Here is a 19,385-nt window from a genome sequence, read left to right as displayed (position 1 = left end):
CTAAAAAGCCTGCTGCGAAAAACACTCTAGTTATCTTGTGCTTGATTTTTTAATGATTTGTCTATTAAAATAAATCCAAAGGGAACTAATGAATATACAAAATATTGAAAAGCTATACCTTTATCCCAATTGCATTTTTTTAATGCTTCAAATAAAAAAACACAGAAAAGTATAAATAACACACCATGACCCATACCTGCTATCTTAACAGGGTAAGGATTTTCTCCTATATACTTTATTGGCATTGCAATAAAAACTAATATCAAATAAGAAAGACCTTCCAAAAAAGAAATAATTCTAAATCTAGAATATGAATTTTTTAACATTTTTATCCTTTGTAATAAAAAATAGATTATATGAAAGTTTTATTTACAGTAAGTTAATATACTTACAATAGAATTATAAAAAGAGGATTTATGAATACAAATAAGATTATCTTTTCCCTATTAGTTTTATATATTTTAGCTGATGTGGTGCATACATACTTTTTTAATTAATCTTATATAAGTATAATGTAAAAAGATATTTAAAAATAAACTAGGATAAAAAATATATGAGTGAAGAGCAGATAGAAACGATTATAAAAAATGAGAGGTTAGAAAATTTAGATTCAAGTAAAATTAATAAATTAGCTTATAATGAAAAAAATCTAAAAAATTTTATTAGTGAAATAAAAAATCCTTATTCAAAAATTATATCTGTTTTAATTCATAAAAAACTTGATGAAAAAGAAGCAAAGGATACTTGGAAAAAACTTGTTTCTCACATGAAAAGTTTAGAAAAAAAACTAAATAGAAAAGTAGGAATAAACGTAGCAAGTGTTGATTATATAGAAAACATAAAAAGTGTTTCTGAGGATATGAGAATCATCCTTGAAGATGAGTTTGATTCTATTTCTAAAATAGCAACAATTGATGAACTTACAGGACTTTATAAAAGAGATGTTTTAAATGTTTTTATTAAAAAGATTTTTGAAAAAGCAAAAAGAAAAAAGTCTATATTTTCTTTTATAATGATTGATATAGATGATTTTAAAAATATAAATGATACCTATGGTCATCAAAAAGGAGATGAGGTATTATCAAAAATTTCATCTCTTATAAAGAAAAATATTAGAAAAATGGATATTGCTTTTAGATATGGAGGAGAAGAGTTATGCGTGATTTTCCCTGATACAAATAAAGATGATACCTTTCAAATTGCAGAAAAAATAAGATTAGCTATTTTCGAAGAATATAAAGATGAGATGAAGATAACGATTAGTATTGGAATAAGTTCTAATGAAAATATTCATGATAAACAAAATGAAGAAGATATTATAAAAAAAGCAGATGAATTACTTTATAAAGCAAAGAATAGTGGAAAAAATCAAGTAAGGGTTTAATAAAATGAATTTAAATATAGATATGAAAGACATAGGACAAATAGCAGTAGGATCATTTGCTTTTGCTGTACCAATATCTTTTTCAGAAGAAGCTTGGAGAATTAGTGAGAGTCTTCCTTTTACAAATTTGACTTTAGTATTTTTATTATCTGTTAGTTTTCTAGCTTTATTTGCTTATGAAAGTGTCTTTCAAGGAAGAGTAGTTCATCGTATATTTGTTTTTATTTTAAGAATTATTATTGCATATATTATTTCAGCATTAGTTGTAGCTTTGGTTTTAATTTCTATTGATAAGTTACCTCTTTTAACAGAGCCTATAATAGCAATAAAAAGATTAATAGTAATTACTATGCCTGCTTCTATGGGAGCTATTATTGTAGATAGTTTTGATAAAGAATAAAGATTTAATAAATTTTATTAAGTATAGTAATTTGTTCTTTTTTCGAATAATTAAATTTAAACTCACACTCTTTTAAATAGTAAAAAAAGTGTTCTTGATTAAAGCCTTTATATTTTTTAAGGTTTTCTTCTAAAAAAAGCCAAAACTTTTTAAGGTTTGTTTTTTTATAGGATTCTTTAGAATAAATTTTATGCCAAGATAAATACTCTTGAAAATATTCACTCTCTTCTTTTGTTCTACTTGGTATTTGAGGCATTAGAAGTGTATATACCTTATCTTCTGAATAAAAACCAATAATATTAACAGCTTCAAATAAAGATTTGATTTTTTTTTGTCTTTGTTTTGTATTAAAATAATAATACTCTTCATAATTACTATAATCTTTTGCTGTTTTGTTGTATTCATCTTCTAAATATTTTGATAGTTTATATCTTAGTTGATCATATCTATTTTTAGCAGTTCTATAATTAATATGTAAAAGTTTTGCTGCTTCATTTGCATTTATGTTATTACAAAAATATTCAATAATTTTTGTGTCTTTTTTGAGTTTTTTAAGAGAGTATTTTTTCTTGCAATTTTTGCATTTTATGTAATTGTTTTCAATATGATAAAAAGTACTATTGTTACAGTTTTTACATCTCATAAAAACATTTTAGCACTTTTTATCAAAGTTATAGATTATAAGACAAGCTTAAAAACTTGTCCATTCATCATCATCTTTTGAAGAATTATCTTCAAATTTTTGATTTTCAATTTTAGAAGTTTTATTTTCTTTTTTTGGAAGTTTTATATTATATGTTGCATTTTGTTGTTCTGTTTTTGAATCAAGAGTTTTTGCTTTTACTTCATCTTTTCCGATAAATTCTTTTGCATTTGCATTTTCAACAACTAATTTAGCAATATTATCAGTTTGCACTGCAACTTTATAAGTTTGATTTGCAATCATTGCATTTTCTTGTGTTTGTCTATCTAAAGAGTTCACGGCATCATTAATTTGCTCAATACCTGAGAGTTGTTCTTTACTAGAAGCTTCAACATTTTTGATTAAGTCAATAGTTTTGTTAATATTAGTATTTAACTGCTCATATCCACTAATCATTTCATCAGAAATCTTTTTACCTTCATCGGCTTTAATTGTAGCTGTTTCAACTAATTCTTTAATCTCTTTTGCAGCTTCAGCACTTCTTGCTGCAAGATTTCTAACTTCTTGTGCAACAACTGCAAAACCTTTTCCTGCTTCACCAGCAGTAGCAGCTTCTACCGCTGCATTTAGTGAAAGGATGTTTGTTTGGAAGGCAATTTGATCAATTACTGTAATAGCGTCATTAATTGCATTTACTTCATTATCTATTTCTGTCATAGCATCTGTAGTTTTATTTGCTAATGCTTGTCCTTGTGAAACAGAACTTGTTACACTTGAAGCTAATTTAGACATTTCAACTACATTTTGAGTATTATTTGATATATTGCTAGAAATCTCTTCAATTGCTGCTGCTGTTTGTTCTAGTGATGCAGCTGCTTCATTTGAATTTTTATTTAAAGTATCAACATTATTAAGTAAAATATTACTACTATCTCCTAGTGTTAAACCATTTGACTTGTTTTCTACTAACATATCATTTATAATATCAGCTAGATTATTTAGTCCCACAGTAACACCACTATTACAGCCATGAATTCTATGCGTAAAATCAAGAGCAGCATATCTTTCTAGTGCAAAAGAAATATCATTTATATTTGTACAAACTCTAAGTTGTAAGCTATAAAGCATTTCATTTATTTGCTCTCTTAAGTTTTCTAAACTTGCAGTTTTTGTTGCATGATCTAATCTTTTATTTAAGAATCCATCTTTTATAACATGAACAATATCATTTATTTCATCTAAGAATTTATTATCTGCATCTATAGTATCTTTTGCTTGTTGAATATTTTTATTTACAACTTTTGCCATCGCTCCAAACTCATCTTTTGCAGAATCGTCTAACATTTCTACTTGATCACTTTCTTTATTTACATATTGGAAAAAGCTTAAAAGACCATTTTGGAAGTTTTTAATTGAACCTAATAATTGATTAGATAATAAAAGACTAAATGTTAAGAATAATAAAATAGATAAAACTGCAATAGCAATAAGTACATTACTCATGGTAGCTTGTGCTTCATCTTTGTGTTTTATAGCATTTTCATTTATTGATGCTAACTCTTTTTCAAGTTCTAATCCTTTTTGAACCATTTGTTTTATAACATTTAAGACTTTAGGACTATCTTCTTTTTTACCATTTTTAAAATCAGTTATTTTATCAGAGGCAAATTTATCAAAATTTTTGATATATTCATCTGATAAAGAAAGAATACTGTTAGCTAATTTTAAATTTTTTTCATCATCAAGTAAAGGTTTTAATTTTGTGACTTGATTATTTAAGTTTTTAAAATCATTTCTAACTTTATTTGCAGTCTTTTCCCCTGGAGCTCTTAAAAATTGATAAACTGAAATTCTACCTTTTAGAACTTGTTGAATAAAAACATCTGTTTCTACTGCTACGTGAATCCTCTTTTCAGCCATACTATTAAAGTAGCTGAAAACTAAACTTGAAACTATTACAATTCCTATAAATGTGATAGGTAGTATTAATAGTTTTACTTTTGTACTAATGTTTTTTAGCATTGGTACCTCCCTTATTTAATAAAACGAATATAAATTATTGCTTAAAATTATTAAAGAATAAATTAAGGTAACCATGTTTGTGTTATATTTTGTGTTATATAGATATATAATGCAGTAAAATCACAATCGTAACGTATAACTTTTCCTTATTATTCTTTAGAATTATATTTTTAATTAATAATTTTTTCCAAAAAATACACAAGAGACAAATAAAATTAGATTAAATTTATGAAATATGAGATAAACTAATAAAAATGAATAACTATTCACAAAAAAGGAATAAAATATGTGTACAGATTGCGGATGTAGTATTACAGACCACCACCATCATCATGACCATGACCACTCCCATGGAGATTCAGCTTCTCACCAAGCTGCACATGATACTTTACATCATAACCCACAGTTAAATGATACTAAAACTATTTCAGTTATCAAAAAAATATTAGACAAAAACGATCACGAAGCTGCTCACAATAGAGCACATTTTGATAAGCAAGGTGTTTTAGGTATCAATCTTATGAGTAGTCCTGGAAGTGGAAAAACAACTTTACTTGAGAACTTAGCTGATATGGTTGACTTTAAATATGGTGTTGTTGAAGGTGACTTAGAGACAAACAGAGATGCAGATAGATTAAAAGCTAAAGGTATTAAAGCTACTCAAATTCAAACAGGTAGTGCATGTCACTTGGATGCATTTATGGTTCATAAAGGTTTACATGATATGCCTTTAGAAGACTTAGATGTATGTTTTGTTGAAAATGTAGGGAACTTAGTATGTCCGGCATCTTATGATGTGGGAACTCACTTAAATATTGTATTAGTTTCAGTACCAGAGGGTGAAGATAAAATTGCTAAATATCCAGTTATGTTTAGAGCAGCTGATTTAATTCTTATTACAAAAACTGACCTTTTACCTCACTTCCAATATGATGTGGAAAAAGAAAAAGCGGAAGCTAGAAAATTAAAACCAAATGTAGATATTTTAGAAGTAAATATCAATGACAAAGAATCACTTCAAAGAGTAATTGATTGGATTGAATTTAAAAGAAAGTTGAGATAAGGCTATGTGTTTATCAATTCCTTCAAAAATTAAAAGCATCAATGAAGAGATGAACACTTGTGTAGTTGATACTATGGGTGTTGAGAGGTCTGCTTCTTTAGACTTAATTGACCAAGAAGTAAAAGTTGGTGATTATGTATTGTTACACATTGGCTTTGCTATGAATAAGATTGATGAAGAGGATGCTTTAGAGTCATTGAAAATTTATCGAGAAATTATAGACAAAATGGAAGAGGAGGAGCGTCAAAGAGAAGACAATAGTTTGTCTTCTTTAGCTCCGCACGCCGATTGCGATGTGGATGCGAAGCAAACACCGCAAGACGGCAAGATAGGTAAGATTATTGCTGAGTCTGAAAATTGTCCAAACCGATAGGGTAATAGTATGGAAAAAGAATTAGAATTAAAAGATTTATATGATGGTTTTAGAGACCCAGATGTTATTAAAGCTTATCAAAAAATCATAAATGAAGATGCTAAAAAGTTAGGAAAGACTATAAATATCATGGAAGTATGTGGTGGACACACACATACTATTATGAAGTATGGTATTCCTCAACTTCTACCTGATAATATCAACTTCATTCATGGACCAGGCTGTCCTGTGTGTATTATGCCAAAAGAGAGAATCGATAGTGCATATATTCTTTCACTTCAAGAAGACGTAATCTTAGTTACTTTAGGTGATATGATTAAAGTTCCAGGAAGTAAGGGAAGTTTACAAGATGCAAGAAGTAAAGGTGCAGATGTAAGATTTGTTTACTCACCTATGGACTGTATCAAAATAGCCAAAGAGAATCCAAGTAAAAAGATTATCTTCTTTGCTATTGGGTTTGAGACAACTACTCCTATGACATGTTCACTTTTAGAAGCTGTAGTAAAACAAGATATTGAAAATCTGTTTTTCCATATCAATCACGTAACAGTTCCAGAAGTGATGAAAGAGCTAATAGATAGTAGAGACGAGCATGTAGATTCATACAACAATAGAATCGATGCTTTCTTAGGCCCTTCTCATGTATCTGTAATTAGTGGTTCAAAAATCTATGAGCAATTTCCAAGGGATTATGAAAGACCAGTAGTAGTTGCAGGGTTTGAGCCAGTAGATGTAATGCAGTCAATCTCTATGATTTTAAAGCAATTTATCGAAGATAGATGTGAACTTGAAATCGAGTATAAAAGACTTGTTTCTTATGATGGTAATCAAAGAGCACAAGATATGATGGAAAAATACTTTAATAAAGTGATGTTCAAATGGAGAGGATTAGGAAATATCCCTTCAAGTGGATTAGAACTAAAAGATGAGTATTCAAAATACAATGCAAAGGTAATCTACAAAGATGTATTACCAATGCAAGAAATAGAAGACCATAAACTATGTATTTGTGGTGATATTTTAAGAGGGATTGCAAATCCACCTGATTGTACAGTATTTGGAACTGCATGTAAACCTACTAAACCTATTGGTTCATGTATGGTTAGTTCTGAGGGTGCTTGTGCCGCTTACTATAAATATGGTAATCTCTTAAAATAAAAAGTATAATATTTGGACTAATATAATGGATACTATAAAAACTATTGAAAAAATTAATGGTATAAATATTTCTAATAAATTTAAATTGATTGAACAGAATGACAATTACGTTTTATATTTAGAAAATGAATTAATTGGAAGAGAATATTATAAGAGAACTAATAGTAATACTGATGCTGATGATGAAAGTATTTTAACTTATTGTGGATTTTCTGAAATTAATCATTTGTTTTTTACTGATCTAATAAATGGTATTAAATTTAATTTTGCTGAAATTCATTATTATGATAACAATGATGCTTCATATATTAATGAAAATCTTTACTTAGCATCAGTAAATAAAAAGAATAATAAAGTTTTTTTTGAATTTTGGTTTAAAATTAATTTATTTGATTATAAAGGTAAAGATAATCCAATATTAAAATCTGAAGAGTTTGAAAAACTTTTAAAATCTGAAGAAAATATAAATATTTATTCAAAGCATAGTGATGGTGAAACAGGTTATTTAGAGTTTTATTATGAATTTGAAAATGGAGCTTTAAATGAAGTCTTTGAATCTGCAAAAAACCTTATTTTAAATTTGTATTCAAATTCATTTAATACAAAAGAGAATAGTCTTGAAGCGATATTTGAATTACCAGAAGAGTATCAATCGATTTTAAAACCTTATTTGCTTTATTTTGAAGAGTTTCTAAATGATTTATGCATAGAAAGTAATGTTAATATTCAAAAAGTTGATAAAGAGACTATTCTTTCCGTTGAACCTAAAAATAGAGATGAAGCTTTAGAGAAAATATCTGAAGCATTAAAAGCCTATCTTTGTGCACCAGTAATTTCAAATGAATTATTATATAAAGAAACTATGGGACTACAAACTTCTCTTATGAAATTGAGTGGACAATGTAAGCATTTAGAATCGCAATTGATGTTAAAAGACGTAAGTTTACAAGAGCAAACAAATAAGTTAATTCTTAAGGATAACATTATTAATGAGTCAAAAAGAATTTTAGTTGAATCAGGTGTAGATTCAAAGATAATTACACAAGATAATACAATACTATTAGAAAGTTTAAAGTCAATTAATTTTGATAAAAAAGAGATTGATAAAAAGACTTTTTTAAAAAGCTTTAAATTCAATATGTCAATACCTTTATTTAAAGGTGCTATTGAAATAAAAAAAGATAAGTTCAAATAAGGAATAAGATGAAAACAGTTACTTTAGCTCACGGAAATGGTGGAGCAGAAAACCAAGAGTTAATCTCAAAGGTTTTTTATAGAGCATTTAAAAATGATATTTTAAATAAAAGCGAAGATGCTGCAATCATTCAAGATGGTAGCCTTGCTTTTACAACTGATTCATTTACAGTAAGTCCTTTGTTTTTCAATGGTGCAGATATTGGAAAGCTGGCAGTTTGTGGTACTTGTAATGACTTGAGCATGATGGGTGCAAAACCAAAATACTTAACTTGTTCAGTTATTATTGAAGAAGGTTTTGAGATCAAAAGCTTAGAAAAAATCGTAAAATCTATGAAAGAAGAGCTAGCTAAAAATGATGCTATCGTTGTAAGTGGTGATACAAAGGTAGTTCCAAAAGGAAGTGTTGATAAGATTTTTATCAATACTACGGGTATTGGTGAAGTTACTCAAAAAGGTATTAGCTCAAATGCTGTGTCCCAAGATGATGTGATTATAGTAAGTAGGGACGTAGGCGCACACGGTGCTACAATATTCGCTGCACGTGAAGGTATGGATATAAATACCTCTTTACAAAGTGACTGTGCTTCTTTATGGCCACAAGTAAAAGCTCTTATTGATTCAGGTATTAAAATCACTGCTTTAAGAGATGCTACAAGAGGTGGTGTTAGTGCAGTTCTTAATGAATGGGCGAATCAATCAGATGTATGTATCGAAGTTCAAGAAGAAAAAGTACCTGTTTCAGATGAAGTAAAAGGTATTTGTGAACTACTTGGATTTGAAGCTATGAGTTTAGCAAATGAAGGTACATTTGTGTTAGCTGTAAATAAAGATGAAGCAGATAAAGCTATAGAAGTTTTAAAACAGTTCGAGAACTCTTCAAATGCTTCAATCATCGCAGAAGTTTCGCAAGCTTATGAAAAAAGAGTTGTTCTTCACTCATCATGGGGAACAAAAAGATTTTTAGAATTACCAACTGGTGAGTTATTACCAAGAATCTGTTAGTAGTTTTGTATGAAGATACTTTTAATAATATCAAGTTTTAACTCTTTATCTCAAAGTGTTTTTTGTAAGCTTAGAGAACTAAATCACGAAGTAAGTGTAAAGTTCGCTATTTCAAAAGAACTTATGATAGAAGAGGTTGAGAGAGTTAAACCTGATATTGTATTTTCTCCCTTTCTAAAAGAGTATCTTCCCAAAGAGATATTTGAAAACTATGATAGTTTCATACTACATCCAGGAATCATTGGAGATAGAGGTCACAACTCCCTTGATCATGCTATAAACAATGAATCTCAAAACTGGGGTGTAGTAATACTAAAGGCCGCTCAAGATCTTGATGCAGGTGATATATATGCGCAAGCTTCATTTGATATGAGAATTGCAAGTAAAGCAAGTATATATAGAAATGAAGTAAATAAAGCTACTTTAAAAGTTTTAGAGCAGTTCTTAGAAAACTATCAAAACAAAGATTTTATCCCAACACCTCAAATACTAAATGAAATTCATGAACCAATCACTATGGATAAAAGAATCATAGATTGGGATAAAGATAATACAGAGCAAATAATCAAAAAGATAAATATGTCTGATTCTTACCCTGGGGTAAAAGATAATATCCAAGGAGTTGAGTGTTATTTATATGGAGCAAGTTTTGAGCAGAATTTCAAAGGTAAACCCAAAGAGATTTTAGCTAAAAGAGATGGAGCCATTTGTCTTGGTACTATTGATAGCTCAATTTGGATTTCTCATATCAAAGAAGTTGGTTCATTTAAACTTCCAGCTACTTATGTATTAAAAGAGAAAATCAAAGGTATACAAGAAAATAGGCTTCCGCTTATAGTTGATTACAACTCTAAAACTTATCATGAAATTTCAATGATAGAAGACGGGGAAGTAGTATACCTATACTTTAATTTTTACAATGGAGCTATGAGTTCAGCACAAGCAATAAGGCTTAAATATGCTATTGATTATCTAAAAGAAGAGTACAAAGTATTAGTACTTATGGGTGGAGATGATTTCTTTTGTAATGGTATTCATCTAAATATTTTAGAAGATAGTAAAAAACAAGGTGAAGATGGCTGGAGCAATATCAATGCTATTAATGATGTTGTTAAGTCAGTCTTAGAAGCAAGCGATATTATAACTATTGCATCTTTTGGCAAAAATGCAGGTGCTGGAGGAGTGTTCTTAGGTCTTGCTTGTGATTATGTAGTAGGATGTGATGGAGTTGTTTTAAATCCACACTATAAAACTATGGGATTAACTGGAAGTGAGTATCATACTTATAGCTTACCAAAAAGAGTAGGACAAGAAAAAGCTCAAAGCTTACTTAATGAGTGTTTACCTCTAAGTGTAAGTGAGGCTAAAAGTATTGGCATGATTGATGAGGTATTTGAAACTGAAAATTATTTTGAATCTCTTCAAGATTTTGCCAATGAACTTATAGAAGATGAAGATAATTTTGAAGAGTTAATAGATAAGAAAAAAGATAGATTTTTTGATGATGAAGATTTGATGGAAGAAAAAAAAGAAAAAGAGCTTAGTATTATGTATGATGAGTTTTGGTGTGAGGACTCATCTTTCCATTCACTTAGATTTAATTTTGTAAATAAAGTAAAACCAAAAAATACACTAAAAAGATTAAAGGATATATAAATGCATGAATATAGCATTGTTCAATCATTATTAGAATCTTGTGAGCAACACGCAAGACAAAATGAAGCAAAAGAAGTTACAAAAGTAGTAGTAAAAATTGGTGTTTTATCAGGAGTTGAACCTGATTTATTACAAACTGCATTTGATACGTTTAAAGAACAAACAATTTGTCATAATGCTGAATTTGTTTTAAATATACAAAAAATAACTATAAAATGCAATAACTGTAAAACAGAGTCTACTTTAGAAAAAAATGAATTTTTATGTCCTAAATGCCAAGAAAACGACATTGAAGTTATAGATGGAGAGGATATGTACTTAATGTCCCTTGAAATGAGTTAATAAAAAGTTAAATTAATAACAGATACTCTTAATATAAAAAATCATTTATATAAGAGTTCTTATGAAAAAAATATATTTAGAAAAATTAATTTATAAAAATTATTTAAAAACTTCTTTAACTTCAATTTTACTGATAGAAATACTATTAATCATTATTTACTTTTCAGTAAATAGTAATATGGCTAAGATTAGTATTGATTTTTTATTAAAAGATATTAAGACTAATACAAATGAATTAGTAGAAACAAAAATACAAAATCTATCCAATAAGTTTTCACAAATTGAAAATCTTACGAAAATACTACAAAATGAACATAAATACTTTTTTGAAAATAAAGATATGTTTATATATAAAAATCATAAGAACTTATTTAAATATACAGATGATGGCGTTTTTTATAAAGAGGTAGATAATGGCGGTAGTTCTTTGATTCTTTCAAAGAAAACACAACTTACAAAAGAAGTAGAAGAAAAAATATATTTAACAGAATATTTTGATAAGACTTTTAAGTCAATAGTTCAAAATGATAGCAGTATAATTGCTACACACTTTAATTCAGTAGAAAACTTTACTAGATATTATCCTTTTATTGAAAATATTTATGATGTTTTGCCAAAAAATTTAGAAATGACAAATTATGATTTTTATAATAAAGCACTTGATAAATATAATCCTTCAAGAAAGCCTATATGGACAGAGGTATATTTGGATCCAGCAGGTAAAGGTTGGATGATGAGTAGTATTGCTCCAATTTATAATAATAATATTTTAGAAGGAGTTTCAGGAATAGATGTAACTATTAATACTTTTATTAATGATTTTTTAAATATAAAACTACCATATCAAGGTAAATCTTTTATCCTTAGTTCAAGTGGTAAGATAGTGGCAATGGAAAAAGAGATTGAAAGTATATTAAATATTAGTGAAGTTACTGCTTACAATTATAAAGATAGTTTAAGAATTGAAAAAACAATTTATAAATCAGAAAAATTCAACCTTCTTAATTATTATGATAATAAAATAGCCAATACCTTTAAAAATATTTTAAAATCCAAACCCTTTAATAATAAAATATTAATTGAAGATAAAAAATATCTATTATTTGCACAAAAACTTGAAAATACTTCATGGTATATAATCTCTTTAATATCAGAAGATAAAGTTTTAGAAAAAATAAATAATTTAAAAGTTGACTATAAGAAATTAGGATATTTGATAATTGCATGTATTTTAGTCTTTTATTTTGTATTCTTTATATTTTTATATTTTAAAGCAAAATATTTAGTAAATACTATCAATAAACCAATATCAAAAATCATTGACCTAACAAGAAATATTGGTAGATTAAGTGAAGTGTCAAAATTGGAAAAATGTGGAATAGTTGAAATAGATAAATTAAGTGAAAATTTCAATAAAATGTCAAAAGAGTTAAATTTAAGAACAAAAAAGTTAGTTGAATCTGAGACTAAAAGAGTACTAAATGAAAAATTAGCAAATATTGATGCTTTAAGTGGAGCGTATAATAGAAGATTTTTGGATGAATTTATTGAAGGTTATCTAAAAATTGTAAAAAGAGAAAAAAATGATTTATCTATTCTTTTAATTGATATTGATGATTTTAAGAAAATAAATGATACTTATGGTCATGATATAGGTGATGAAGTAATTAAGCATTTTGTAGAGACTACTAAACAAGCAGTTAGAAAAAATGATTTATTGATAAGATATGGAGGAGATGAATTTTTGGTTCTTCTTCCCAATACTAATTTAGATTCATCTTTTAATGTAGCACAAAAAATAGCTCAGAAAATAAAAAATAGTAAGTTTAATGAAAAATATAATTATACACTTAGTATAGGAAGAGCTTGTTATATTGAAAGTGATAATAGTATTGATGATATTATTATCAGAGCTGATAAAGCTTTATATGCTGCAAAAGATAAAGGCAAAAACATAATTGTATAAAATAAGCATAAAAGTAAATAAAATATATAACTTTTCTATAAAAAATACATTTTAATAAGCTATTCTTACATAACTTTTACATAAAATTATGATATCGTTTTTATCAAAAGGAGTATAGATGAAAAAAGTATTAAGTTTAGCATTAGCCACTGCATTAACTAGCGGTATAGCTTTGGCAAAAGAAATAAAAGTAGGTGCAGTAATGCCAATGTCAGGTCCATTAGCAGCTTATGGACAAGTAACTAACTTAGGGGTAGAGTTAGCACATAAGTTACAACCTACATTAAAAAATGGGGATACTATTAAACTTGTTTTAATAGATAATAAAGGTGATAAAGTAGAGACAGCAAATGCAACTACTAGACTAATTTCTTCTGATAAAGTAGTTGCTATTTTAGGCGCATTAACATCTACAAATACAGCTCAAACAATTGCTATTGCAGATAAGAAAAAAGTACCTGTAATTGCTTCTGTTGCTACAAATGATAGATTAACTGCAAGAAGAACTTTTGCTAATAGAGTTTGTTTTACAGATTCCTTTCAAGGCGAAGTAGTTGCTAATTATGCAAAAAAGCAAGGTTATAAAACTGCTGTAGTTGTAGTTGATCAAGCACAGGTTTATTCACTTGGACTTGCTAAAGCTTTTCAAAAAGCATTTAAGAAAAATGGTGGAGATATCGTAAAAGTTATTAAAGTTACTTCAGGAGATAAAGACTTTAAAGCTGTAGTATCTCAAATCAAAAAAATCAACCCTGATTTTATGTTTATGCCTTTATATCATCCAGAAGCTTCTATGATAGCTAGACAATCAAAACAATTAGGATTAAGTAAACCAATGTTTAGTGGAGATGGAGTTGCTAACCAAACATTTATTGACTTAGGCGGTGAGTCAGTAGAAGGTTATATGTTTACAGACTTCTTTGATTATACAAATCCTCCATCACAAACATCAGCAAAATTTGTTAAATTCCATGAAAAAGAGACTGGAAAAGCTGAAATGAATTCATTTACAGCTTTAGGTGCAGACACTTATAATATTTTAATTGATGCAATGAATAGATGTGAAGATCCAACTGATTCTATTTGTATAAATAATGAAATTAAGAAAACTACTGACTTTGATGGAGTTTCAGGAAAAATCACTATTAACAAAGAAGGAAATGCAACAAGATCTGCAGTTATTAAAGAGATTAAAGGTGGAAAAGCTAGCTTTAAAGCGACGGTTAACCCATAATAGAAAATCATTTTTTTAAAAGTCTAGCAAATATTGCTAGGCTTTTTTTTTGCTTTAGGAAAAGAAATAGGGTTGCTTTTTCTATTGTAAAAATGGATTTTTTACAAATTCAGGAGTTTTAATGGATTTATTAACATTTATGCAACAGATGGTAAACGGATTCTCATTGGGATCTATGTATGCTTTAATTGCGATTGGTTATACGATGGTATACGGGGTATTAAGGCTTATTAATTTTGCCCATGGAGATATCATGATGGTTGGTGCCTTTTTAGGTTATGCTTTTATAGCAATTTTTGAGTTACCTTTTTCTTTAGCAGTATTATTAGCAGTTATACTATCTGCTTTAGTTGGTATTTTAACAGACAAAATTGCTTATAAACCTTTAAGAGAAGCACCAAGAATCTCACTACTTATTACAGCTATTGGTATTTCTTTTTTCTTAGAAAACTCTTTTACTGTTTTTGCAGGTGGAGTTCCAAGAGCTTTTCCTGTTCCTGAGTATATGGAAAATATTTTTAATGTAGCAGGTATCACTTTTAGTGTATCTTCTATAATGGTTCCTATTGTTACTTTAGTTCTTTTAGTTGGTATTTTATTTGTATTATATAAAACAAAATATGGTATGGCTATTCGTGCTTTATCTTTTGATTTTAAAACTGTAAACCTTATGGGAATTGATGCAAATATGATTATTTCGCTTGTATTTGCTTTAGGTTCTGCTCTTGCAGCAGTTGGAGGTATTTTCTGGGTAGTAAACTATCCATCAGTTGAGCCTATGATGGGTGTATTAGTCGGTCTTAAAGCCTTTGCTGCTGCTGTTGTTGGTGGAATTGGTTCTGTAACAGGGGCTGTATTGGGAGGTTTTATTATTGGCTTCACCGAAGTTGTTGTAATTGCATTTTGGCCTGAACTTGGTGGTTATAAAGATGCTTTTGCATTTATTTTCTTAATTCTTGTACTTTTATTTAAACCAACTGGAATTATGGGTGAAGATTTAGAAAAGAGTAGGTTTTAGTCATGATGAACGATACAATATTTACAAAACAAAGACTAATAAACTTAAGTTTAATAATCACAGCTATTTGGTTTACATGGTTTGCTCAAGTAACTTTTGACGACTATACAGTAAGAATTATAAATAATGTTTGTATTTTTATAATTTTAGCTGTTTCATATAATCTTATAAATGGTGTGACAGGTCAGTTATCACTTGAACCAAACGGATTTGTTGCTGTTGGAGCTTACGTAACTGCTATTTTAACTTTAGATGCAGATACTATGCTTTATCAATTTTATTTAGAAGATCCATCTGAATGGGTGTTAGCATTACAAGCTGATTTTGCTTGGGCATTACTTTTTTCAGGAATTATTTCAGCACTTTTAGCTTTAACTTTATCTTTTCCTGTATTTAGAGTAAGAGGGGATTATTTAGCTATTGTTACTTTAGGGTTTGGTTTTATTATTAAAATCTTAGCTATTAATAATCCTCAAATTACAAATGGTTCATTAGGTTTAAATGATATTCCAGAGTTTTCAAACCTTTACTGGACAGGTGGAATTGCTATTTTTGCAGTAGTTGCTATTTTAAATGTGATTTATTCAAAATATGGAAGAGCTATGAAAGCTGTAAGAGACGATGAAGATGCAGCAACTGCAATGGGAGTAAATACTTTTAAGACAAAAACTTTAGCCTTTAGTACATCAGCATTTTTTGAAGGTGTTGGTGGTGGTTTACTAGCAGCCCTTTTAACTTCTATCAGTCCAGATTTATTTACATTCTTACTTACGTTCCAATTGTTAATCATAATCATTTTAGGTGGTTTAGGTTCAACTACAGGGGCAATTTTAGGAACTATTTTTGTAATGGCTGGCTTAGAATGGATGAGATTCTTGGATGAACCTATGAATATTTTTGGTTTCCAAACAGAAGGAACACCAGGTATGAGAATGGTTGTTTTCTCATTAATTCTTATAATTGTAATGCTATTCGCAAGAGAAGGATTAATGGGTAAAAAAGAGTTATTTGATCTTAAAATTTTTAAGAGAAAAAAGGGGAATAAATGATTTTAGAAGTATGTAACGTAACTAAGAAATTTGGAGGAGTTACAGCTATAAAAGATACCTCATTTCATGTAAACTCTAAAGAGATTTATGGTCTTATTGGTCCAAATGGAGCTGGTAAGACTACAATGTTTAATATTATTACAGGAAATTATGAACCAACACAAGGACTAATAAAGTTTCATGGTCAAACATTAAATGGTATAAAACCACATAAAATTGTACATAGAGGAATAGCAAGAACTTTTCAAAATATTAGACTATTTAATTCAATGACTGTTTTAGATAATATTTTAATTGGCTTTGACTATCAAGCTTCTTATTCATATCTTGAAGCAATGCTTAGATTTCCTAGATTTTTCTTAGAAGAGCGACGAATTAGAAAAAGAGCTTTTGAAATTATGGAAGTACTTGGAATTGCTGAGTTTGCAGATGAAATGGCTACATCTTTATCTTACGGACAGCAAAGAAAAGTGGAAATAGCAAGAGCATTAGCAGCAGCTCCACAACTATTACTTTTAGATGAACCAGCAGCTGGTATGAACCCTCAAGAAACTCATGAGTTAGCTGAGTTGTTTTTTAAGATTAGAGATGAATTTGATGTTACAATTTTATTAATTGAACATGATATGAAGTTTGTAAATAAACTTTGTGATAGGGTAATGGTTCTTGATTATGGGAAAACTATTTTTGAAGGTGATATTAAAGACGCCATCAAAGATGAAGAAGTTATAAAAGCTTACCTTGGAGATTTTAAACATGCTTAAAGTAAAAGATTTAAAAGTATATTATGGATTAATAAACGCAGTAAAAGGTATAGACTTTGAAGTAAATGAAGGACAAATTGTTTCACTTATTGGATCAAATGGTGCTGGTAAAACTTCAACTTTACAATCAATTGTAAATGATGTTAAAAAAACTGGAAGTATTGTATATGTTGATAATGATATTTCAAAGATGAAAACCCATAAGATTATACAAAGCAATATTGCACTTGTTCCAGAGGGAAGAAGATGTTTTCAAAACTTAACAATTGAAGAAAACTTAAGAATGGGTGCATTTAATAATGACGATAAATATGAGGAATTATTGGAACACATGTTTAAGTTATTTCCTAGACTTGTATCAAAAAAAGGTCAGTTAGCTGGAACTATGAGTGGAGGGGAACAACAAATGTTAGCAATTGCTAGAGCTTTGATGTCAAGCCCAAAACTTCTTATGCTAGATGAACCTTCCCTTGGACTTGCTCCAAAAATTGTAGGAGAGTTATTTCAAACTATTGAAAAATTAAGAAACGAAGGTATTACAATTTTATTAGTTGAACAAAATGCCTTTGCAGCTTTAGAAATCTCTGATTATGCTTATGTATTAGAAAACGGTGAGATAGCCTTAGAAGGAAAAGGAAGTGAACTTATAGACTCTGATGAAATTAGAGCAAAATATCTTGGTGCTTAAACTTTAAAAAAGAAATAGTAGCTAAAATACGGCTACTATTTTATAAATTATTATTTATCTATCATTAACTATCAAGTTATATAATATTTATAACAATTAAAAAACTATTTAGGAATTTACATAAATGCTGTTAATGCAATTAGAAACAAAAGAGAAATTTTCATTTTTACAACTTGCTCATTATTTGGCAAGAATTGATAAAAGTTTTGGTGAAAAAGAAGAAGAGATAATTTTAGAGTATTGTTCTGAAATGGGTATTGATAATATCGACATGTTTGATGAAAATAGTTTTTGTTTAGAAACTATTTTAAATGATTTCAAATCAAAGAAAAGCCAAAAAATAGTACTTTTAGAACTTATGATACTAATTCATATTGATAATAACTTTGATATAAATGAAAAAGAATTAATAAAAAATATTTGTAGTAAATTTGATATTTCTTTAGAAGATGCAGATGATTTTTCTCAATGGGGTAAATCAGTAGCTATGTTGTATCAAGTAGCAAAAATATTTATAAATGATAAAAAAGAGGCATAACTACAATTCTTTAAACTTTCTTAGTAGGAAACTTTTGATAAAATCTCATTATGGAAATAATAGAGACATTAAATACTAAGCTTGATAAAATTTTACATGATTATGAAAGACTGAAACTAGAAAACCAGTCTTTAAAACAAGAGATAGAAACTCTTAAGAATGACAATGATGAACTCATTCGAAATAATCAAGATATGTTTCTAAGAATTGATAGTACTTTAACATTAACGAAGGCACGAAAAAGTGAATAAAGAGATTACATTTTATATCAATCACATGGCATATACTATCAATGTTGATGAAGAGATGGAACAACAACTTACGAAATATTTAGAGCTAGATAAAGAGAATAATACAAAAGATTTGTTAGCTGCATATATTCGAATAACTCAAGAATACTCAACTTTCAAAAAAGAGGTTGAACAAATTTCAGAAAAATTAGCAAGGTTTTAATGAAAAAAGCCTTTTCAATCTTAGAAGTAATTATTGTTATTTTAATAATCTCAATAATTCTAAGTTTTACAATACCTAAATTTAATTTGATAAGTCAAAATACAAATTTTTTAAAATTAAAAGCAGATATAGCCCTTATTCAAAATGGTATTACAAACTTAAAAAAACAAAAAGTTTTACAAAACAATTATGAGGAAATAGATACTTTAGATAGTGCTTTAAGTCTCAATGCAAATGAAAAACTTTTTTCAAATATTTTACAGTATCCATTAAACTCAACAAGTAACACTTTAAAGCAAAAGGGCTTTTGGTATAAAAAAAGTTCAAAAGAATATGTATTTATTTTAGATGATAAAAATGAAGTATTATTTGAATTATTAGATTTTACTTTTTCTTGTATAAAACCCAAAGAAGTTTGTGAGGAGCTTTATTAAA

The 19,385-nt window shown here is 28.1% G+C and carries 21 protein-coding genes and 1 pseudogene; 19 read left to right on the top strand and 3 right to left on the bottom strand.

Translation table 11 applies throughout. The features are described from left to right. Positions 1 to 26 precede the first annotated feature (26 nt). The gene (locus ACH5BH_RS10665; protein ID WP_404303726.1) at positions 27 to 326 is read right to left on the bottom strand and encodes a DUF3817 domain-containing protein; all 300 of its coding nucleotides are present in this window, start codon (positions 324 to 326) and stop codon (positions 27 to 29) included. Positions 327 to 553: 227 nt separating this feature from the next. On the opposite strand from ACH5BH_RS10665, the gene ACH5BH_RS10660 reads away from it, so the two are divergent. After that, positions 554 to 1,384, top strand: a complete 831-nt coding sequence (locus tag ACH5BH_RS10660; protein WP_423298330.1) for a GGDEF domain-containing protein — start codon at positions 554 to 556, stop codon at positions 1,382 to 1,384. Between the two features lie 4 nt (positions 1,385 to 1,388). Then, positions 1,389 to 1,784, top strand: coding sequence for a DUF2391 family protein (locus ACH5BH_RS10655; protein WP_404303728.1), 396 nt, complete (start codon positions 1,389 to 1,391; stop codon positions 1,782 to 1,784). A gap of 4 nt (positions 1,785 to 1,788) precedes the next feature. Here ACH5BH_RS10655 and ACH5BH_RS10650 read toward each other — a convergent pair whose 3' ends face one another. Further along, on the bottom strand, positions 1,789 to 2,427 hold the full coding sequence (locus ACH5BH_RS10650; protein ID WP_423298329.1) for a hypothetical protein: 639 nt from the start codon (positions 2,425 to 2,427) through the stop codon (positions 1,789 to 1,791). 48 nt (positions 2,428 to 2,475) lie between these two features. After that, positions 2,476 to 4,449 carry a methyl-accepting chemotaxis protein gene (locus ACH5BH_RS10645; protein WP_423298328.1) on the bottom strand — a complete coding sequence of 658 codons (1,974 nt, stop codon included), beginning with the start codon at positions 4,447 to 4,449 and terminating at the stop codon, positions 2,476 to 2,478. A 286-nt stretch (positions 4,450 to 4,735) separates the two neighbouring features. Here ACH5BH_RS10645 and hypB point away from each other — a divergent pair, with 286 nt between their 5' ends. From hypB to ACH5BH_RS10560, 17 genes and pseudogenes are all read left to right on the top strand, one after another. Beyond that, a complete protein-coding gene (gene hypB, locus ACH5BH_RS10640; protein ID WP_423298327.1) occupies positions 4,736 to 5,512 on the top strand; it encodes a hydrogenase nickel incorporation protein HypB in 777 nt (258 codons plus the stop codon). Between the two features lie 4 nt (positions 5,513 to 5,516). Continuing rightward, a pseudogene (locus ACH5BH_RS10635) lies at positions 5,517 to 5,757 on the top strand (HypC/HybG/HupF family hydrogenase formation chaperone); the annotation flags it as partial. Positions 5,758 to 5,894: 137 nt separating this feature from the next. Then, positions 5,895 to 7,043 carry a hydrogenase formation protein HypD gene (hypD, locus tag ACH5BH_RS10630; RefSeq protein ID WP_423298326.1) on the top strand — a complete coding sequence of 383 codons (1,149 nt, stop codon included), beginning with the start codon at positions 5,895 to 5,897 and terminating at the stop codon, positions 7,041 to 7,043. Between the two features lie 25 nt (positions 7,044 to 7,068). Then, a complete protein-coding gene (locus ACH5BH_RS10625; protein ID WP_423298325.1) occupies positions 7,069 to 8,238 on the top strand; it encodes a hypothetical protein in 1,170 nt (389 codons plus the stop codon). An 8-nt stretch (positions 8,239 to 8,246) separates the two neighbouring features. Further along, positions 8,247 to 9,242 (top strand): hydrogenase expression/formation protein HypE, encoded by a 996-nt coding sequence (hypE, locus tag ACH5BH_RS10620; protein ID WP_423298324.1) that lies wholly within the window; start codon positions 8,247 to 8,249, stop codon positions 9,240 to 9,242. A gap of 9 nt (positions 9,243 to 9,251) precedes the next feature. Further along, on the top strand, positions 9,252 to 10,898 hold the full coding sequence (locus ACH5BH_RS10615) for an enoyl-CoA hydratase-related protein (RefSeq protein WP_423298323.1): 1,647 nt from the start codon (positions 9,252 to 9,254) through the stop codon (positions 10,896 to 10,898). Further along, positions 10,899 to 11,240: a hydrogenase/urease nickel incorporation protein HypA gene (hypA, locus tag ACH5BH_RS10610; RefSeq protein ID WP_423298322.1), complete on the top strand. Its 342-nt coding sequence runs from the start codon at positions 10,899 to 10,901 to the stop codon at positions 11,238 to 11,240. A gap of 61 nt (positions 11,241 to 11,301) precedes the next feature. Beyond that, positions 11,302 to 13,206: a diguanylate cyclase gene (locus tag ACH5BH_RS10605; protein WP_423298321.1), complete on the top strand. Its 1,905-nt coding sequence runs from the start codon at positions 11,302 to 11,304 to the stop codon at positions 13,204 to 13,206. A gap of 118 nt (positions 13,207 to 13,324) precedes the next feature. Then, the gene (locus tag ACH5BH_RS10600; protein WP_404303739.1) at positions 13,325 to 14,440 is read left to right on the top strand and encodes an ABC transporter substrate-binding protein; all 1,116 of its coding nucleotides are present in this window, start codon (positions 13,325 to 13,327) and stop codon (positions 14,438 to 14,440) included. Between the two features lie 121 nt (positions 14,441 to 14,561). Next, the gene (locus ACH5BH_RS10595; protein WP_423298320.1) at positions 14,562 to 15,458 is read left to right on the top strand and encodes a branched-chain amino acid ABC transporter permease; all 897 of its coding nucleotides are present in this window, start codon (positions 14,562 to 14,564) and stop codon (positions 15,456 to 15,458) included. Positions 15,459 to 15,460: 2 nt separating this feature from the next. Continuing rightward, positions 15,461 to 16,507 carry a branched-chain amino acid ABC transporter permease gene (locus ACH5BH_RS10590; protein ID WP_423298319.1) on the top strand — a complete coding sequence of 349 codons (1,047 nt, stop codon included), beginning with the start codon at positions 15,461 to 15,463 and terminating at the stop codon, positions 16,505 to 16,507. Continuing rightward, positions 16,504 to 17,271: an ABC transporter ATP-binding protein gene (locus ACH5BH_RS10585; protein WP_423298318.1), complete on the top strand. Its 768-nt coding sequence runs from the start codon at positions 16,504 to 16,506 to the stop codon at positions 17,269 to 17,271. The genes ACH5BH_RS10590 and ACH5BH_RS10585 overlap by 4 nt, the downstream gene beginning before the upstream one ends. Further along, on the top strand, positions 17,264 to 17,959 hold the full coding sequence (locus tag ACH5BH_RS10580) for an ABC transporter ATP-binding protein (protein ID WP_404303746.1): 696 nt from the start codon (positions 17,264 to 17,266) through the stop codon (positions 17,957 to 17,959). The genes ACH5BH_RS10585 and ACH5BH_RS10580 overlap by 8 nt, the downstream gene beginning before the upstream one ends. Positions 17,960 to 18,083: 124 nt before the next feature. Then, a complete protein-coding gene (locus ACH5BH_RS10575; RefSeq protein ID WP_404303748.1) occupies positions 18,084 to 18,497 on the top strand; it encodes a TerB family tellurite resistance protein in 414 nt (137 codons plus the stop codon). 50 nt (positions 18,498 to 18,547) lie between these two features. Further along, positions 18,548 to 18,748 (top strand): hypothetical protein, encoded by a 201-nt coding sequence (locus ACH5BH_RS10570; RefSeq protein ID WP_423298317.1) that lies wholly within the window; start codon positions 18,548 to 18,550, stop codon positions 18,746 to 18,748. Beyond that, entirely contained in the window at positions 18,741 to 18,950 is a 210-nt protein-coding gene (locus ACH5BH_RS10565; RefSeq protein WP_404303749.1) for a hypothetical protein, read from the top strand. The genes ACH5BH_RS10570 and ACH5BH_RS10565 overlap by 8 nt, the downstream gene beginning before the upstream one ends. Continuing rightward, positions 18,950 to 19,384 carry a prepilin-type N-terminal cleavage/methylation domain-containing protein gene (locus ACH5BH_RS10560; protein WP_423298316.1) on the top strand — a complete coding sequence of 145 codons (435 nt, stop codon included), beginning with the start codon at positions 18,950 to 18,952 and terminating at the stop codon, positions 19,382 to 19,384. Before ACH5BH_RS10565 ends, ACH5BH_RS10560 begins: the two co-directional genes overlap by 1 nt. Position 19,385 lies beyond the last annotated feature (1 nt).

Origin of the sequence: Arcobacter rhizosphaerae (assembly GCF_049472155.1) — a bacterium.
GTDB lineage: Bacteria > Campylobacterota > Campylobacteria > Campylobacterales > Arcobacteraceae > Arcobacter_B.
Note: the sequence above shows the minus strand (reverse complement) of the source record. Positions and strands in the feature narration are given on the sequence as shown.

What these genes read in the sequence shown, in the direction of transcription:
- ACH5BH_RS10665 (WP_404303726.1), bottom strand. Translation starts at nt 326, where the DNA reads ATGTTAAAAAATTCATATTCTAGATTTAGAATTATTTCTTTTTTGGAA.
- ACH5BH_RS10660 (WP_423298330.1), top strand. Translation starts at nt 554, where the DNA reads ATGAGTGAAGAGCAGATAGAAACGATTATAAAAAATGAGAGGTTAGAA.
- ACH5BH_RS10655 (WP_404303728.1), top strand. Translation starts at nt 1,389, where the DNA reads ATGAATTTAAATATAGATATGAAAGACATAGGACAAATAGCAGTAGGA.
- ACH5BH_RS10650 (WP_423298329.1), bottom strand. Translation starts at nt 2,427, where the DNA reads ATGAGATGTAAAAACTGTAACAATAGTACTTTTTATCATATTGAAAAC.
- ACH5BH_RS10645 (WP_423298328.1), bottom strand. Translation starts at nt 4,449, where the DNA reads ATGCTAAAAAACATTAGTACAAAAGTAAAACTATTAATACTACCTATC.
- hypB (WP_423298327.1), top strand. Translation starts at nt 4,736, where the DNA reads ATGTGTACAGATTGCGGATGTAGTATTACAGACCACCACCATCATCAT.
- hypD (WP_423298326.1), top strand. Translation starts at nt 5,895, where the DNA reads ATGGAAAAAGAATTAGAATTAAAAGATTTATATGATGGTTTTAGAGAC.
- ACH5BH_RS10625 (WP_423298325.1), top strand. Translation starts at nt 7,069, where the DNA reads ATGGATACTATAAAAACTATTGAAAAAATTAATGGTATAAATATTTCT.
- hypE (WP_423298324.1), top strand. Translation starts at nt 8,247, where the DNA reads ATGAAAACAGTTACTTTAGCTCACGGAAATGGTGGAGCAGAAAACCAA.
- ACH5BH_RS10615 (WP_423298323.1), top strand. Translation starts at nt 9,252, where the DNA reads ATGAAGATACTTTTAATAATATCAAGTTTTAACTCTTTATCTCAAAGT.
- hypA (WP_423298322.1), top strand. Translation starts at nt 10,899, where the DNA reads ATGCATGAATATAGCATTGTTCAATCATTATTAGAATCTTGTGAGCAA.
- ACH5BH_RS10605 (WP_423298321.1), top strand. Translation starts at nt 11,302, where the DNA reads ATGAAAAAAATATATTTAGAAAAATTAATTTATAAAAATTATTTAAAA.
- ACH5BH_RS10600 (WP_404303739.1), top strand. Translation starts at nt 13,325, where the DNA reads ATGAAAAAAGTATTAAGTTTAGCATTAGCCACTGCATTAACTAGCGGT.
- ACH5BH_RS10595 (WP_423298320.1), top strand. Translation starts at nt 14,562, where the DNA reads ATGGATTTATTAACATTTATGCAACAGATGGTAAACGGATTCTCATTG.
- ACH5BH_RS10590 (WP_423298319.1), top strand. Translation starts at nt 15,461, where the DNA reads ATGATGAACGATACAATATTTACAAAACAAAGACTAATAAACTTAAGT.
- ACH5BH_RS10585 (WP_423298318.1), top strand. Translation starts at nt 16,504, where the DNA reads ATGATTTTAGAAGTATGTAACGTAACTAAGAAATTTGGAGGAGTTACA.
- ACH5BH_RS10580 (WP_404303746.1), top strand. Translation starts at nt 17,264, where the DNA reads ATGCTTAAAGTAAAAGATTTAAAAGTATATTATGGATTAATAAACGCA.
- ACH5BH_RS10575 (WP_404303748.1), top strand. Translation starts at nt 18,084, where the DNA reads ATGCTGTTAATGCAATTAGAAACAAAAGAGAAATTTTCATTTTTACAA.
- ACH5BH_RS10570 (WP_423298317.1), top strand. Translation starts at nt 18,548, where the DNA reads ATGGAAATAATAGAGACATTAAATACTAAGCTTGATAAAATTTTACAT.
- ACH5BH_RS10560 (WP_423298316.1), top strand. Translation starts at nt 18,950, where the DNA reads ATGAAAAAAGCCTTTTCAATCTTAGAAGTAATTATTGTTATTTTAATA.